The sequence below is a fragment of the Paraglaciecola sp. 25GB23A genome, from assembly GCF_040012495.1.
Taxonomy (GTDB): Bacteria; Pseudomonadota; Gammaproteobacteria; order Enterobacterales; family Alteromonadaceae; genus Paraglaciecola.
This window is the reverse complement of the sequence record NZ_JBDYKM010000025.1, coordinates 40,207-56,406: the sequence shown is the minus strand read 5'-3', so window position 1 is coordinate 56,406 and position 16,200 is coordinate 40,207. Positions and strand designations below refer to the sequence as shown.

The 16,200-nt window shown below is 42.0% G+C and carries 12 protein-coding genes; 4 read left to right on the top strand and 8 right to left on the bottom strand.

Going from position 1 to position 16,200, the window contains the following annotated elements:
• Positions 1-646 precede the first annotated feature (646 nt).
• From glmS to glmU, 3 genes are all read right to left on the bottom strand, one after another.
• Positions 647-2,479 (bottom strand): glutamine--fructose-6-phosphate transaminase (isomerizing), encoded by a 1,833-nt coding sequence (gene glmS, locus ABKW31_RS19915; protein ID WP_348618345.1) that lies wholly within the window; start codon positions 2,477-2,479, stop codon positions 647-649.
• Between the two features lie 13 nt (positions 2,480-2,492).
• Positions 2,493-3,260 (bottom strand): DeoR family transcriptional regulator, encoded by a 768-nt coding sequence (locus ABKW31_RS19910; protein ID WP_348618344.1) that lies wholly within the window; start codon positions 3,258-3,260, stop codon positions 2,493-2,495.
• 120 nt (positions 3,261-3,380) lie between these two features.
• Positions 3,381-4,739, bottom strand: a complete 1,359-nt coding sequence (gene glmU / locus ABKW31_RS19905) for a bifunctional UDP-N-acetylglucosamine diphosphorylase/glucosamine-1-phosphate N-acetyltransferase GlmU (RefSeq protein ID WP_348618343.1) — start codon at positions 4,737-4,739, stop codon at positions 3,381-3,383.
• Between the two features lie 400 nt (positions 4,740-5,139).
• Here glmU and ABKW31_RS19900 point away from each other — a divergent pair, with 400 nt between their 5' ends.
• On the top strand, positions 5,140-6,558 hold the full coding sequence (locus ABKW31_RS19900; protein ID WP_348618342.1) for a sensor domain-containing diguanylate cyclase: 1,419 nt from the start codon (positions 5,140-5,142) through the stop codon (positions 6,556-6,558).
• Between the two features lies 1 nt (position 6,559).
• Here ABKW31_RS19900 and ABKW31_RS19895 read toward each other — a convergent pair whose 3' ends face one another.
• The 3 genes from ABKW31_RS19895 to ABKW31_RS19885 are packed head-to-tail and all read right to left on the bottom strand — an operon-like array spanning position 6,560 to position 9,280.
• The gene (locus ABKW31_RS19895) at positions 6,560-7,444 is read right to left on the bottom strand and encodes a DMT family transporter (protein WP_348618341.1); all 885 of its coding nucleotides are present in this window, start codon (positions 7,442-7,444) and stop codon (positions 6,560-6,562) included.
• On the bottom strand, positions 7,434-7,934 hold the full coding sequence (locus tag ABKW31_RS19890; RefSeq protein ID WP_348618340.1) for a methylated-DNA--[protein]-cysteine S-methyltransferase: 501 nt from the start codon (positions 7,932-7,934) through the stop codon (positions 7,434-7,436). Before ABKW31_RS19890 ends, ABKW31_RS19895 begins: the two co-directional genes overlap by 11 nt.
• Positions 7,931-9,280, bottom strand: coding sequence for an Ada metal-binding domain-containing protein (locus tag ABKW31_RS19885; RefSeq protein ID WP_348618339.1), 1,350 nt, complete (start codon positions 9,278-9,280; stop codon positions 7,931-7,933). Before ABKW31_RS19885 ends, ABKW31_RS19890 begins: the two co-directional genes overlap by 4 nt.
• A 318-nt stretch (positions 9,281-9,598) precedes the next feature.
• On the opposite strand from ABKW31_RS19885, the gene ABKW31_RS19880 reads away from it, so the two are divergent.
• On the top strand, positions 9,599-10,702 hold the full coding sequence (locus ABKW31_RS19880) for a serine hydrolase domain-containing protein (RefSeq protein ID WP_348618348.1): 1,104 nt from the start codon (positions 9,599-9,601) through the stop codon (positions 10,700-10,702).
• 40 nt (positions 10,703-10,742) lie between these two features.
• Here the strand turns inward: ABKW31_RS19880 and speA are convergent, their stop codons facing one another.
• Both speA and ABKW31_RS19870 read right to left on the bottom strand, forming a co-directional pair.
• Positions 10,743-12,668, bottom strand: coding sequence for a biosynthetic arginine decarboxylase (gene speA / locus ABKW31_RS19875; RefSeq protein ID WP_348618338.1), 1,926 nt, complete (start codon positions 12,666-12,668; stop codon positions 10,743-10,745).
• Between the two features lie 114 nt (positions 12,669-12,782).
• On the bottom strand, positions 12,783-14,123 hold the full coding sequence (locus ABKW31_RS19870) for a magnesium transporter (RefSeq protein WP_348618337.1): 1,341 nt from the start codon (positions 14,121-14,123) through the stop codon (positions 12,783-12,785).
• Positions 14,124-14,246: 123 nt separating this feature from the next.
• Between ABKW31_RS19870 and rimK the strand changes: the two genes are divergently transcribed.
• Together rimK and ABKW31_RS19860 are read left to right on the top strand one after the other, a co-directional pair.
• Positions 14,247-15,152, top strand: coding sequence for a 30S ribosomal protein S6--L-glutamate ligase (gene rimK, locus ABKW31_RS19865; RefSeq protein WP_348618336.1), 906 nt, complete (start codon positions 14,247-14,249; stop codon positions 15,150-15,152).
• Positions 15,153-16,187 carry a succinylglutamate desuccinylase/aspartoacylase family protein gene (locus ABKW31_RS19860; RefSeq protein ID WP_348618335.1) on the top strand — a complete coding sequence of 345 codons (1,035 nt, stop codon included), beginning with the start codon at positions 15,153-15,155 and terminating at the stop codon, positions 16,185-16,187. It begins immediately after the preceding gene.
• The last annotated feature ends 13 nt before the right edge of the window (positions 16,188-16,200 follow it).

Sequence of the window (16,200 nt, the reverse complement as noted above, 5' to 3'; positions counted from 1 at the left end):
TGGGCAACATTACCCACTCAGAAGTGTGGAACATCATCAGGAAAAACGCAGGCTCCGCGCAGCGGCTTAGTTCAACAGCTTATTATGTAGACGTCTCAGTAAATTCCAGACACCTACGTGAATTAATAATCCTAAGTTTACCAATAATCAATAAGTTAGAAAGCATTTTGAGCACTAAACTTACCTTTCAAATAGGAAATTACTGAGAAGTCTCAGTAATTTCCTATTCATTTTTAGAAAAACATTGCTAAATCAATAACCTATGACAAACACCGAGTTATTAAAGGATATTAGTGAGACTTCTAAGTAATACACCCGATATGTTTAATGGATATAAACCGCACAAAACAGCGATTTGAAAGGAAATTTAAAGTTGAATGTCTGCTTTACTTTGGATAGGCGATCTTCATAGCAGCTCAGCCGAACTTCCGCTTTTCGCTCAAACCCGCCTGTCAGCATATTAAGTAAGACTGAGTTTCAAACTTTAATTCGTCGAGTTTATATAGCGTTTTAACTTTTGGCTGTCCCTAGTTACAAACATTAAGTAATTTGGTCAAAAACCAAGTACACAAAATCACGGGTTTCATGGAGTCTCAGTTTCAAACATTAATGTGCAAGCACAAAAAAGGGGCCTAAGCCCCTTTTGTTATTCTACCGTTACGGATTTGGCTAAATTTCTTGGTTGGTCGACATCCGTGCCCTTAATAATGGCAACGTAATAAGACAGCAACTGCAGTGGAATGGTGTAAATGATCGGGGCGATAGCTGGTTCACAATGGGGTACATTGATGACCCGCATGGTCTTATCACTTTTGAAATTGGCTTGTTTGTCGGCGAATACGTACATAATACCGCCGCGCGCGCGCACTTCTTCTACGTTCGACTTTAGCTTTTCTAACAATTCATTGTTAGGTGCTACCACGATAACAGGCATTTCGTCATCGATTAAGGCCAACGGACCATGTTTCAATTCACCCGATGCATAGGCTTCAGCATGAATATACGAAATTTCTTTTAGTTTTAGTGCGCCTTCCATTGCTATTGGATATTGGTCACCACGGCCTAAAAATAAACTATGCTGTTTGTCGGCAAACTCTTCGGCTAGTTCTTTGATGCCTTTGGTCAGTTCGAGAGTCTCTTCTAACTTTGCCGGCAAGCTATGAAGTGCCTTGACGATGTTGGTATGGTCAAGTTGACTCATGCCATTGTGCTGGCCAAGTGCTAAGGTTAGCATCAACAAACCAGTCAATTGGGTAGTGAAGGCTTTGGTTGAGGCCACACCGATTTCAGCGCCAGCGAGGGTCATAAAGGCTAAGTCAGACTCTCGAACTAATGATGAACCAGGTACATTACAAATGGTTAAGCTGGCGGCGTAGCCCTGTTCTTTGGCCAAACGCAAAGCAGCTAGCGTATCGGCTGTTTCGCCGGATTGTGAAATGGTTACAATCAAACTATTGGCATGCACAAAAGATTTGCGATAGCGAAACTCTGAGGCAATTTCTACGTTACATGAGACGTTGGCGTATTGCTCTAACCAATAGCGAGCGGTCATACCTGAGTGATAACTAGTGCCACAGGCAATAATTTGTACGTGTTTTATTTTGGCTAATAATTCATCGGCGCCTTGGCCAAAAATATTGGCACTGATACCTGTTTCATGTAAACGCCCTGATAAGGTATTGCGCACTACACTGGGTTGTTCATGTATTTCTTTGAGCATGTAGTGGCGATAACCGGCTTTATCACCGGCATCATGTTCAATGTCAGATTCATTGACTTCGCGCTCTACTAACTCGCCCTGGCAATCATATACTTTGATGGTGGTACGGGTAATTTCCGCAACGTCGCCTTCTTCTAAATACATAAATCGGCGTGTTACTGGTAAGAGTGCCATTTGATCAGAGGCAATAAAGTTTTCACCTATGCCTAAACCTATGACTAAAGGACTACCAGAGCGAGCCACTATTAAGCGTTCAGGATCAAGTTTATCCATAATAACTGTTCCATAGGCGCCATGAAACTTAGCTACTGCTCTTTGTACTGCAGTAAGTAAGTCCTTACATTGATCAACTTCCCAATGCACTTGATGGGCAATAGTTTCGGTATCGGTATCAGAGGTAAAGCCATAGCCCTTAGCTGTTAAGTCTTGGCGTAGTTGTTGATAGTTTTCAATAATGCCATTGTGCACTACCGCGATACGTTCACTGGAAAAGTGGGGATGGGCGTTAGCTTCAGTTACGCCACCATGGGTTGCCCAACGAGTATGGGCTATGCCTGTCGCACCTTTAACGGGAAACTGATGAATAGCATCGGCTAATTCTTTGACTTTGCCAATGCGTCGTGTTCGAGAGAGGTGTCCATCTGCGTCTAATAAAGCCACACCAGCAGAATCATATCCTCGGTATTCAAGACGTTTTAAACCTTCTAACAGGATTTCTACTACGTTTCTTTCCGCAATTGCTCCAACAATTCCACACATACAATGACTCCAATTAAAGGGGTTTAGCGCAGATCACTGCGACACCATGTTTTTCAATACTTTGTTTTGCTTCAATACTTATCAGGTCGTCTGTCACTAAGATCGAGATAGATTGCCACGGTAATTCCACATTGGGTATTTTTCGTTGTAACTTTTCTGATTCGGCCATCACAATTACTTGATTTGATACTTCAGCCATAACCTTACTGAGCTGAGTTAACTCGTTAAATGTAGTGGTACCTTGAGCGAGGTCTAAGCCTGCCGCACCTAAAAATGCCTGATCAAAATTATATGAACGCAGCACTAACTCGGCCATTTTACCTTGAAATGAATGAGATTGCGTATCCCAGCTACCGCCGGTCATCAGTACTTTAGGCTCATTTTCTTGTTCAAGTAAGTAATTACTTACTTGCAGAGAATTGGTCATAACAACCAGGCCAATTTTACTTTTTAATAAGGGTAAAAGGGCAGACGTGGTGCTGCCACTATCGATAATTATACGATTATGATCTTTAATTAATTCTGCCGCAGCCTTGGCAATAGCCATTTTGCGGCTAGACAAAAGTTCATTCGACAGCTCTGAAGAGTCTTTGGGCAGCAATACAGCACCACCAAACTTGCGCAGTAACAAGCCATTATTTTCTAGTTCAGTCAAATCTTTGCGAATTGTGACTTCAGAAGTTGAAAATTGTCGTGCTAATTCGTCAACGACGACTTCACCATTGGCGTTTAGGCATTCAATAATAGCTCGGCGGCGTTGTTGAGTATTACGTTTTTGCAAAAGACAGCCTGCTCGACAGATATAATGTTACGTAGTTTAATAAATAAATTACTAAATGCAATATTATCTTTCGAAATGAAAGTTATAACGTTGCATTCGTAAGTATATTTTTACATAAGCTTATTTTTTAGTCGGTCTTTGCCAGCCGGTAATATTACGTTGTTTGGCTCGTGCAATCGCTAATTCTTCATCGGCAACGGATTTGGTGATGGTAGAACCCGCTCCGACGGTGGCATTTTTGCCGATGGATACGGGGGCCACAATTGAGCTGTTTGAGCCAATAAAAGCACCGTCACCAATTTCAGTACGCGCTTTATTCACACCATCATAATTACAGGTGATGGTGCCCGCGCCAATATTAACTTTGCTACCTACTGTTGTGTCACCTAAATAAGTAAAGTGATTAGCCTTGGAGCCTAAACCTAAAATGGTCTTTTTCAATTCAACAAAGTTACCCACTTTAGCACCTTCGAGAATTTGGGTGCCGGGTCGCAAGCGTGCAAATGGCCCTATTGTGCAGTTTTCAGCAACCTGGGCTTGCTCGATGATAGAATTAGCCTCTACCACAGTACCGTCAGCAATAGTGCAATCTATCAGTAAACAGTTGGGCCCAATTTTAACGTTAGAACCAATACTGACTGTGCCTTCAATAACTACATTTACATCAATCACTATGTCTTGACCAACCACTAAATCACCACGCAAATCAAAGCGCTGTGGATCAAGCAAGGTAACGCCTTTACTCATTAAATCGTTAGCTTGTTCGGTTTGAAAGGCCCGCTCTATTTTGGCCAATTGCATACGGTTGTTGATCCCTTCTACTTCGGTTGCTGAAGTGGGATGAGAGGCCTTAATGACTTTTCCTTCCTTGGCTGCCATTTCTATAACGTCAGTCAGGTAAAATTCACCTTGTGCGTTGTTACTGTTTAATTGGCTTAACCACCTTTTTAGATCTTTGCCACCCATCACCATCATACCGGTATTAATTTCAGTAATTAGGCGCTGTGCGTCTGTTGCGTCTTTATGTTCGACAATGGCGCTTACTTGTTCGCCGTTGCGAACAATACGGCCCATGCCAGTGGGATCATCCAGATGCACTGTGAGCAGGGCTAAATCTGCTTGTTGTTTAATTTTAAGTAGCTGCTCGAGGGTCGCTGCTTTAATTAGGGGCGCATCACCTACCAAAATCAGTACATCCTCATTATCAGCCAAATAGGGCAACGCCTGCTGCACCGCGTGTCCCGTGCCAAGTTGTTCTGCCTGCAAACACCAGTTCAATTCATTGTGTATCAAGGTTTGTTGCAACTGGTCGGCTCCGTGCCCATAAACAAGATTGATATTGGTGGCACCTACTTGACGCACGGTATCAATGATGTGCTGCACCATAGGTTTACCACCGATTGGATGTAAAACCTTGGGTAAGGTAGATTTCATTCTGGTACCTTTACCAGCAGCCAGAATGACTACAGAACATGTCATATTGTATCCTTTATATTCAGCATTATTATTTGCAGATACTACATCAAAGCGGATTGTCTTTTGATAAAACCGTATTGATTTCTATTTATTTCTAAGTCTTAAGCTAAAAGGTAAAAGCTATTACTTTGGACTTAGCCCGCCACATTTAAGGCCTGACAATGCTATGATACTTAGTCAGTCTAGGTCACTTAAAAGTTGATTTTTTTGCAGTTTTTTAATTTTTTTAGGCATTTGACTGCTTACATCTTTTTATACTTTGGTTAAAAAGATGAACTAATGCACAATTAATTTTGTATAAGTAGCGAATGAAACTTGATTTTAATTGTGCGCTACTGTGGAATATCACTTAGCCAAAAAGACTTTTGGTTTAAAAAATAACTCAACATAAGCAAGGCTGCCTGTGAATATTTTTAGAACGTTACATCGAAGTATCCTGATGTTATTTGTCATCGTAGTAATATCAATTGTGACGTTAGTACATTTTAGTGTTTCGAAAATTGTGGCTGAGCAAAGTCGCGCGCAACAGCAATCTCATTCCCCCGCCTTACAACTCATTGTCGAAGAGTTGATGAAGCCCTTACATATTTCACAAACCTTGGTTAAGGCCCGTGAACTGAATAATATTATGGGAGCGCCAAGCATTGATGAAGAGCAAGTTTTTGCAACGCTTGCTCGCATGCACAATGAGTTTGACCTTAACTTTTTTATCGCGAGTGAAACGAGCCGTATTCAATACAATTCTGACGGCACTAAAATAGTTTTGGATGAATCAACAGTAGATTGGTATTTCAGGTACAAGGCACAGCCAGTGGATGCAATGGCTGATATAGGACAGTGGCAAAACCCGCAGTTTTATATTGATCTAAAAGTATACGATGACGACATGCAATTTTTAGGTGTTTTTGGTGTGGGCAAAAGCTTGCAGGGATTTACCGAAATATTTAATCAGTACAAAAAAGCCTATGGTTATGACTTTATTTTTGTCGATCAGAATAATGACATTACCCTCACATCAGACCCTGAATTATTGGTTCAAGGCGCCACATTTAAAAATTTGAATGATTTGCCTTGGTATGCGGCCTTAAGTGAAAGCGAACAAACATCACTGAACAATCTTTTATTGCCAATTGATGGGGTCGAGTCATTGATTGCAGAACTAAATATTAAGGCCTTTGACTGGACATTATATTTACTTACTCCTTTGCAGTCTCGGCAAATTGATATTAGTCGCGGTTTCATTATTAGTATCGTGACTCTGCTTGCTGTTATTTTTGGGTTGTTTTTGCTTATTTATAATTTATTGTACTACTTCAAAAGAGATATTCAGAAAATTAAACAAATCGATATTCTCACCGAGTTACCTAATCGCAGTAATATCACACTCAAGTTTGAAGAACTAATGTATCAAAAGCAGTCGGTCAGTTTGGTATTAGTTGACCTCGATAATTTTACGCCTATTAATGAAACACATGGGCGTAAAGCGGGCGATATTGTTTTACGTCAAGTAACCAAAATGTTGATGGCTGAAATTCGCGATAAAGACGTTTTAGGACGTTGGTCGGGTGCAGAGTTTATCATTTTGATGCCAGATACCGGTCCCCATGAAGCGGCTGACATTTGCCAAAGACTATGTAATAAACTGGCCGCCATGACAATTACAACGGGTACTACTTCTATTCAAATTACCGGTAGTTTTGGTATCTCATTTACCGCCATCGCCCGCACGATGTCAGAAGTAGTATCTGCTGCCGATGATGCCTTATTTTCTGCTAAGCGTGATGGTCGTAACGTCGTAAGAATGCAATTGATAGAGGCTTAAGCTAAACAGCAGGCTTAGTTTGATATCGGTTGACTAAGCCTGAAGTGAGTGCAACACCGAATAATACTAAGCCTGCCCCTATCCACATGCCCAAGCTTAATTGCTCAGCCAAGAAAATCATGCCCCACAGTACGCCAAATACCGGCACCAAATAGGCCACAGTAATAGCCTTGGCTGAGCCTATATTGGCAATCAGACGAAAATACAAAATATAGGCGAATGCGGTACATACAACACCCAAAATAATCACTTGCCACCAACTTTCAATACCCGGCATAGTCGCAGGCCAAAAAAACAGACTGATTGGGGCTAGAGTAAGTGTTGCTACAAGTTGGCTACCTGTGGCAATCGCTAAGGCATTTACCCCTTGCAAATAGCGTTTAGAGTAACAAGCGGCAAGACCATATAAAAAAGTCGCTGCAAGTGCTGCCATTATAGGTAGCCAATTAGTGGCAATTTCTGTGTGTTGTCGAGATAAACTAAGTACCAACACGCCAACAAACCCAATAACTAAACCAACAATCGCCACAGGTAATAATTTGTCTTTTAACCAATAAAATCCGATTAATGCGCCAAACATAGGTGCTGTGGCGTTTAATACAGAAGCATAGCCCGCACCTAAATAGAGGGTACTATAACTAAACAGGCAGAATGGAATGGCCGTATTGGTTAAGCCTATAATTGTTATTGTGCGCCAATGTCTGAACATAAGCCCTGTGTGCTGTTGTAAAATTAACCAAGGCAGTAACACTAGGGCTGCAATACCAGTACGCAGAGTGATCAGCATAATCGGACCGAATTCTGCTGAAGTCGAGCGCATAAATAAAAATGACGCGCCCCAAATGGCGGCTAAGAGGACCAACTCGGCAGCATATTTAGTTGGCAAAGGTATTTCCTTCTAATAAGTGTTGAATCTGTTGTTCGTGATTAAGCAGAGCGGTTTTGACTGCAATACCCCATGCATAACCGGTTAAGCTGCCATTAGCACCTATCACTCGATGACAGGGCACGATAATAGCAATCCGATTACGACCATTCGCTGCACCCACGGCTCTGACTGCCTTTGGTCGACCAATTTTTTGAGCAATATCACCGTAGCTACACGTTGTCCCGTAAGGAATACAGCACAACTGCTGCCATACTTGTTTTTGAAAGCATGTGCCGGCGCTATAAAGTGGCAGATCAAAATCCAGTCTGCTGCCGTCGAAATATTCTGTAAGCTGTTGTTGAGTATTTTCTAGAATTTTATTAACTCTAACCATATGTAAATGCTCACTTTCAAATCGAATAGAGTATAAATGATCATTTGTTGCACCGAGCTCAAGCTGACCAAAAGGACTAGACATATAGTTATAAAAGATCGTGCCATCGCTCATGCTAGCGTCCAAAGTTGTAAGGTTAAGTAACTGCGCCAAGGGCGAGCAACATCAGGTTTTATTGCGTATTTCTTTAATTGATTTTTGACCACCAGATCGGTCATTAACCATATATCAGGTAATGAAGCTCCGCGCAGATGAGCATAAGCAATGGTCCACGGACCTATCCCTTTTATATTGATCCACTCGTTAATATCACCCTGTGGATGTTGCTCATACCATTGAGCAAATGCCCGCAAGGTATTACGCCGACTAGCTGGTATTTTTAAAAAACTCAAGTCGCTACTCGCTACCATTGACGGACTAGGGAAATAAAGGGCATCTACTTGTTTATCACCTAATGTTGCACTGAGTAATGTTAGTAAGTTGATGGCGGCTTTGACGGAAATTTGCTGACCTAAAATTGCGCGACATCCTGCTTCAAAGATACTCCAAACACCGGGTAAACGCAGACCAACAGTCAGGCATTCTGGCGGAACCCCACTTAATACCAGTCTCTGCGCAATGGCATGCACATCGGCGTTTACATCAAGCATTCTTTCTATGTTGGCGATGACTTTTGGCAAAAGACTTATATTATTCAGTTTAATGTGCAGTTTGAAGTGCTGGTGCAATTCATCATATTCTGCTTTGAACCAAGCTTGTTCATTTTCAAGGCAGAAAAAGCGGGCATAGCTGCTTGGCGTAACTTGTTCTATCCCGGCAATGGCTCGCAACGCAAGAAAATCTCTGACTTGTGGCCAATCATAGGGTGCTCGAAAAGCGACTGATAGACGAATATCCTGTTCAAGTGTCTTTTTTTGATGGCGAATTTGTGACGGTGATAAACTACACAGTTGTTTCATTTGTATTTGTAAGCGTCTCGCACTGTTGAATCCACAAGACTGGGCAACCTGTTCAATGCTGAGGTTGCTGTGATGCAGCAGTTGTTTAGCCAGTAATATTTGATCGTACAATTGAAATTGTTTGGGACTGAGGCCCACATGCGCCTTAAATAACTGGCGGAAATAACGCTCACCAATCCCCAGTTTTTCAGCAACTTCACTGATGCTCAAATCGAGATGGGTATGTAACAACTGACTTGCGCGCATCACTGTGGTCGTCGTGCCTTGCCAAGCGTAGGATTTTGGCGCACTGTCTGGCCGACAGCGTAAACAAGGACGATAACCTTTTTGCATGGCTTGCTGAGCGAAGACAAAATATTCAACATTCTTTTCTAAGGGCAGATTAGCTGGGCAAATCGAACGACAGAATATTTTAGTCGTTTTCACCGCGATAAAAAAGTGCCCATCAAATCGCGGGTCGCGACTTAAGCGGGCTTGTTGAAATATTTGCAGGTCAGACATTAAGTTGTTTTAGTAAACCAATCATGGGGTAATACTATCGGGTTTTATGAGATAAAGTGCGACAAAAACGGAGTTGAATACAAGCAAGTTTCCATTAAAGCGCGAGGTAGCTCATACTGTTACAACGGACAAGGTTGACAGTGACAGACGGGCGGGGGACTCTAGGCAGATAAGGCCTTGTTGGCAGTCTTCAAAATGGTATGAAAAAAATCGATGCCGTTGATTAAAATAACGTTTAGTAGGGTAGTAATGTTTAAACAAATTTTATATTGGTGTTCTTTTTGTCTATTGAGCTTTAATGCTGCAATAGCCGCCGATATGTCAGAAATTCCCCCATGGTTAGAGCATTACTCGCAACAAATTCAACAAAAGGCGAGTGCCAAGAATATTCCAGGTTACGTGTTTGCTTATATTGAAAAAGGCCAACCGGCAAAAATATTTGTCTATGGTAAAGAAAGTAGAAATGGCGCAAATATCAGTGTCGATAGTGTTTTTAGACTTGCCTCGGTGTCCAAAACTTTTACCTCAATGTTGATGGCCAAATATGTTGAGCAACATCGCTTGCAGTGGCAGCAACCTGTAGCGCAACTTGTACCTAATTATAGCTTCTCGGCGTTTGGTGAGAATACCTTGCAACTCAAGCATATTATTGGCCAGTCTAGCGGTTTTATGCCCAATGCCTATGACAATCTAATTGAAGCTAACTATCCCTTGCCAAAGGTGTTAGCGATGCTGTCAGAACTTAAACCCTTATGTGCACCGGGAAAATGTTATACCTACCAAAATACCTTGTTTGGCGTAATTGAAGAATATTTTATACAGCATCATAGTTCCTATGGACAAGCGCTTAATCAAGAGCTCATTAAACCATTGCAATTGCCTAATGCCAGCGTAGGAAAAAACAACTTACTCGCGTCAGAACATTGGGCTAAGCCCCATGTTGCGATCGGGAAAAAAAGCTGGCGTGCGGTAAGTGTTAGAGACGACTATTACCAATACTCACCTGCGGCAGGTGTGAATGCAAGTATGCGGGATATGGTGTTATGGGTTAGGGCCTTACTAGGTGAATTTCCTCAAGTACTAAGTAGTAAACTGGTTGAGACCGTCACTACTCCGATAACAGAGAGTAAACGTGAAACTCACCGCCGCGAATGGCGTCAGTATTTAAATGATGCACACTATGGATTAGGTTGGCGTATCTATGATTTTAACGGACATAAATTGAACTATCATGGTGGTTGGGTGCAAGGATATCGAGCTGACGTGGCGTTTACACCCGACTATCAAGTGGGCTATGTAATGTTAATGAATGCAGAGTCTAACTTAATTAACCAATTCAGTGCGGATTTTTGGGCGGCGTGTTTTGATGCTCTTGAGCAGCAAGCTATCGACCTTGATTCTCCATTAATTACTGCAAAGTAACATCTGGCTAAAGCACCCTCTAGCCAGATGTAAAACGATTTTAATCAGTGGTTTTTAGGTAGGTGTAACCTTTTAAACAGGCTTCATAAAAGTCAGTCCATTTAACCCCTTCTCTGGGGTTCAGTTGCCCTTTGGCAACATGTCCGTCTATCATCTTTTTAACACTTTGCGCCATGGCGCCAGGGTTATATTGCATAATTGACAATACATCTTCTACTGAAGAGCCTTTTACCACTTCTTCAATGTAGAAGTCTTCTGGGTCATCGTCATAGCTAAAGATGTGAACTTCATTTAGTCGGCCAAATAAGTTATGCATATCTCCCATTACATCTTGATAGGCACCGGTTAAAAACAGACCAAGATAATAATCTTCATCTTTTTTCAGGGTGTGCATAGGAATGATGTCAGCAATACCATTGGCACTAACAAACTGGTCTAATTTGCCATCACTGTCACAGGTTATATCAACCAATGAACAATTAACTGTTGGCTTTTCATCCATTCTTGTTAATGGGATAACGGGTAGTACTTGATCAATTGCCCAAGTATCTGCTGCTGATTGAAAGACTGAAAAGTTACACAAATATTGTGAGGACAAATTGTAGTCGAGCTCTTTCATCTCTTCTGGCACAAAGTCGACTTCTTTAAGACGTTGTTGCAAAATCACCATGGTTTGCCAATATAAAGTTTCGATTTTACCTAATTCTTCTAGCGAAATAACTCGCAATTTGAACGCGGTAAGTGCTTGCTCTTTCCACTGAGATGCGTCATTGAAAATCTCTTGCAAATTATTTTGCTTTTCAATATCAATGGATAATTCGCGCATATTGGTTAACAAAATATGGTCATCTTCTAAGGGAGAAGTGTCTATTTCCATACCGTTGGCTTTAATCTCGCCAACTACTTGGGTGACTACGCAACTGTGATGGGCCGTAATTGCTCGGCCACTTTCACTGACTAATGTGGGATGGGGCACGTTTTCAAGATCACAAACTTGTTTCATGCCAAACACGATGTCTGCTACGTACTCTTCCATACTATAGTTTCTTGAGGAGTCGCTGGTGGATTTGCTGCCGTCGTAGTCAATGCCCAAACCCCCACCTACGTCTACGTAGTTGAGTTTGAAGCCCATATTATAAAGGTCAGCATAAATCATCGCCCCTTCAGTAATAGCTTCTTTTACTGCTCTAATATCAGTAAGTTGGCTACCGATATGGAAATGCAATAGGGTTAAGCACTCTGTCATATCGTTTTCTTGTAAATAGCGCGCAGCTCTAATAATTTCGCTGATGGTTAAGCCAAACTTTGCCCGGTCGCCGCCAGAGCCTTCCCACTTACCGCGGCCTTTTACCGTCATTTTAGAGCGCACCCCAATCATGGGTAAAATACCCAATTCTTTAGATGTTTTTACTAATAACAACAGTTCAGAGTATTTTTCGATAACAATAATAAATTTACGACCTAGTTTGTTACCTAACAAAGCTAAACGCATAAATTCTTTGTCTTTATAGCCGTTTAATACGGTCAAAGAATCTTCATTAGTGTTGTAGGCCATAACGGTCAGCAGTTCTGCTTTTGATCCTGCTTCTAAGCCATAATTAAAAGGTGCACCGGCATCGACGATTTCTTCAACCACTTCACGCATTTGGTTCACTTTAATCGGGTAAACACCCATGTATTTACCTTGGTACTCGGCTTCTCGCACGGTCTTAATAAAAATCTCATTAAGCATCGAAACTTGTGAACGAAGGATGTCATGGAAACGAACCACAACGGGGAATTGGATCCCTTCACCTTTGATTTCATCCAGAACGGCTTTGAAATCAATGCGAATATCTTTATTCGAAGGGTCTGGAGTAATGTTTAAATTACCATTTTGACCAATTTCAAAATAACCTGCACCCCACCGATTTACACGGTACAAGTTTTCAGAATCTTCGATTGTCCACTTCTTTTTATTAGCCATTAATGTCGTTTTACCCTGAGTTTATCGCGTACAAAGTGAGGAATTATAGAGAACAAAAGATGACAACGCTATGACCATAGTGCCTTTATCTGTATTGATTCATTCTATAAACCATTAAATAAGTAATAGTGAGGCTGAACCAAGAAAGATAAAAAAACCTACAACGTCAGTCACTGTAGTTAAAATTACGGAGCCGGCGAGCGCAGGATCAATACCGATTTTATCTAAAAACACCGGTATAGCGATACCAGCAAATGCGGCCACGATCATATTAATCACTATTGAAACGGCAATGATGGCCGAAAGCCAAGGGTTTTCAAACCATAAGGACGTAATTATACACACCACGGTAGCCCACAAGAGACCGTTAAAAAAAGCGACTAATACTTCTTTATTGCCTAAGGCCCGCAGGTTAGAGCTTGCCAATTGGCCGGTGGCTAAACCACGTATTGTTAGGGTCAGGGTTTGACTGCCCGTAATGCCGCCCATACTTGCTACAATTGGCATTAGTACCGCTAGTGCCACTACTTGGGCAACAACGGCATCAAATGCGCCTATAACTATAGATGCGGCAAAAGCGGTAACTAGGTTAATTCCTAACCACACGGCGCGACGTCTTGAGCTAGTAAATACGGGGGCAAATAAATCTTCGTCATTCACTTTACCCATATGCGACATCTGGGCTTCGTAATATTCCTGAAAAACATCTATGGCATCTTTAAGGGTAAAACGGCCTATAAGTCGCCCGTCTTTGCCCAATACTGGTAACATTGAACAACCACTACTTTTAACTGCATCCGCAGCGTCATACAAGTCAAGATCAGCTGATAATACGCGATCTGAAAATTCCGCAAGTTGCATGACGTTCATATCTGTGGTGCTACTGAATAAATCACTTAAGTCAATTTGACCTAAGTAATGATTGGCCTCGTCAACTACCAATATGCTATCGGTATAAGCGGGCAGTACTTGGGTTTTTAACTCAACTAATAGTTCACTAACATTGGTCCGTTTGTTAACCGTATAAACTTCATGGCTAATGTAACGCCCGAGCTGAGTATCATCATAGTTTAGTGCTGCGGTCACCAAGCCAGATTCTTCAGAATTAAGTTTCTTAATTAAGCCTCTTGCGACTTTATGCGGCAATACATCGAGAATTTCTACTAACTGTTCGGCGCTACTTTCACTAACGACTTCTTCGAGTTCTTCGGCACTTAGTAGCGATATGAGCTGTTCACGTGAGTCATCGCGCATCGCGGCTAAAATGGAGGGTTTTTTATCTTCCGTTAAGGTTTGCCATAATTCAAAGCGCAAGGCCTTAGGTAAACCTTCGAACATAAAAGCCCAGTCTTCTGGGCTAAATTCACGAGCAATAATGGGCACGGCTATGTCGCCATTTTTTAGTGCGTCTAATGTCCACAAAAAGGCATTTTCGCGTTGCTCTTGACTAACCATAAAGGGCCTCCACTGCTGCGTCTTAATTTTTGATATTACGGTATTTAAGCAACATTTATCTATATAATGCCGGCAATTTTTGAATATTTATCGAATATAGCAGTTATTCGACGGAGAAATTTTATGCGTATCGCCATTTTGTCTCGCAATGCTAAGTTGTACTCAACGCAGCGTCTCAAAGAAGCTGGGGAGCTTAGGGGGCACACCGTTGATATTATTGATACAATGCATTGTTACATGGATATTACGAGTAACCATCCATCGGTGCGGTATAAGGGTGAACCTCTGCCTAAATACGATGCGGTTATTCCTAGAATTGGTTCTGCAGTGACGTTTTACGGTACGTCGGTGGTACGCCAATTTGAAATGATGGGCACTTTTTCAATTAATGAATCGGTTGCTATCAGCCGTTCTCGTGACAAACTGCGCTCATTGCAGTTGTTGTCGCGTAAAGGCATTGGTTTGCCTAGAACTGGTTTTGCAAACCATCCTGACAGAATTGATGACTTAATTAAAAATGTCGGTGGGGCGCCCGTAGTAATTAAATTACTCGAGGGCACACAAGGTATCGGTGTGGTTTTGGCTGAAACGCAAAAAACCGCCGAAGCCATTATTGAAGCTTTTATGGGTCTAAAGGCTAATATCCTAGTACAAGAATATATTAAAGAGGCTGGTGGTGCTGACATTCGATGTTTTGTGGTTGGTGGCAAAGTTGTGGCCGCGATGAAGCGTCAAGCCAATGAAGGCGAGTTTCGCTCAAACCTTCATCGCGGCGGCACGGCCAGCTTAGTTCGTTTATCGCCAGCTGAGCGCAAGACGGCAGTTGACGCAGCAAAGACCATGGGCTTAAACATGAGTGGAGTGGATATATTGCGCTCCAATAATGGTCCAGTAGTGATGGAAGTAAATTCATCACCAGGCCTTGAAGGGATCGAAAAAGCCACGGGCAAAGATGTTGCGGCGATGATCATCGAGTTCATCGAAAATAAGGCACAACCACATAAAAATAAAACGGTAGGGAAAGGATAAATGGCTTCGACTAAATTAGAGATTGCCGGTGTTGAAATTAAACCAGGCGAAACGAAACAAATTCAATTACCCACGCCGCGTTTGTTTACGGATACCAAGATCCCCATTCCTGTTCATGTTATTCGAGGTAAACGCTCTGGCCCTACTTTATTTGTTAGTGCCGCTATTCATGGTGATGAATTAAACGGTATTGAAATAGTAGCAAGACTACTAAAAAGTAAGGCCATTCAGCGTTTACGCGGTACACTGATTGCTGTACCAATGGTCAACGTATACGGTGTATTAAATCAAAGTCGTTATTTGCCAGACCGTCGCGACCTTAATCGCTCTTTTCCCGGTTCAGCCAAAGGCTCATTAGCGGGGCGTATTGCTCATTTGTTTTTAAATGAAATTGTGGTTAAGTGTGACTATGGAATTGACTTGCACACGGGCGCAATCCACCGCAGTAATCTTCCGCAAATTCGAGGTGATTTTGCCGATGAAGCCACCTTAGCAATGGCCAAATCTTTTGGTTTACCGGTGTTACTTAATACTGACATACGTGAAGGGTCGTTGCGCCAATGTGCGGCTGATCTCGGTGTTAAAGTGATATTGTATGAAGCCGGTGAAGCCTTGCGTTACGATGAGATGTCAATCCGTGCAGGTTTGAAGGGCGTGATTAATGTTATGCGTGAAGTCGGCATGCTCAATAAACGAAAAATAGGCAAAGAACATGATATCCAGCCATTTATAGCACGGCAAAGTGGCTGGGTTCGTGCAACAGAAAGTGGCTTTGTAAACCATGTTGCCCAGTTGGGTGATCACGTTCAAAAAGGTGATGTACTGGCGTTAATATCAGATCCTTATGGCAATGAATTGAGCAGGATTTTAGCCCCAGCACAAGGCGTGATTGTTGGAAAACAAAATATTCCACTCACCCAAACAGGCGAAGCGATGTACCACGTCGCTTATTTTAAGCAGCCCGATTCTGTGGCAGTAGGCCTTGAGTTGTTACAAGATAATCTGGACCTAGCGGAACAGACAATAGTATTGTAAAAATCAGAGAGGT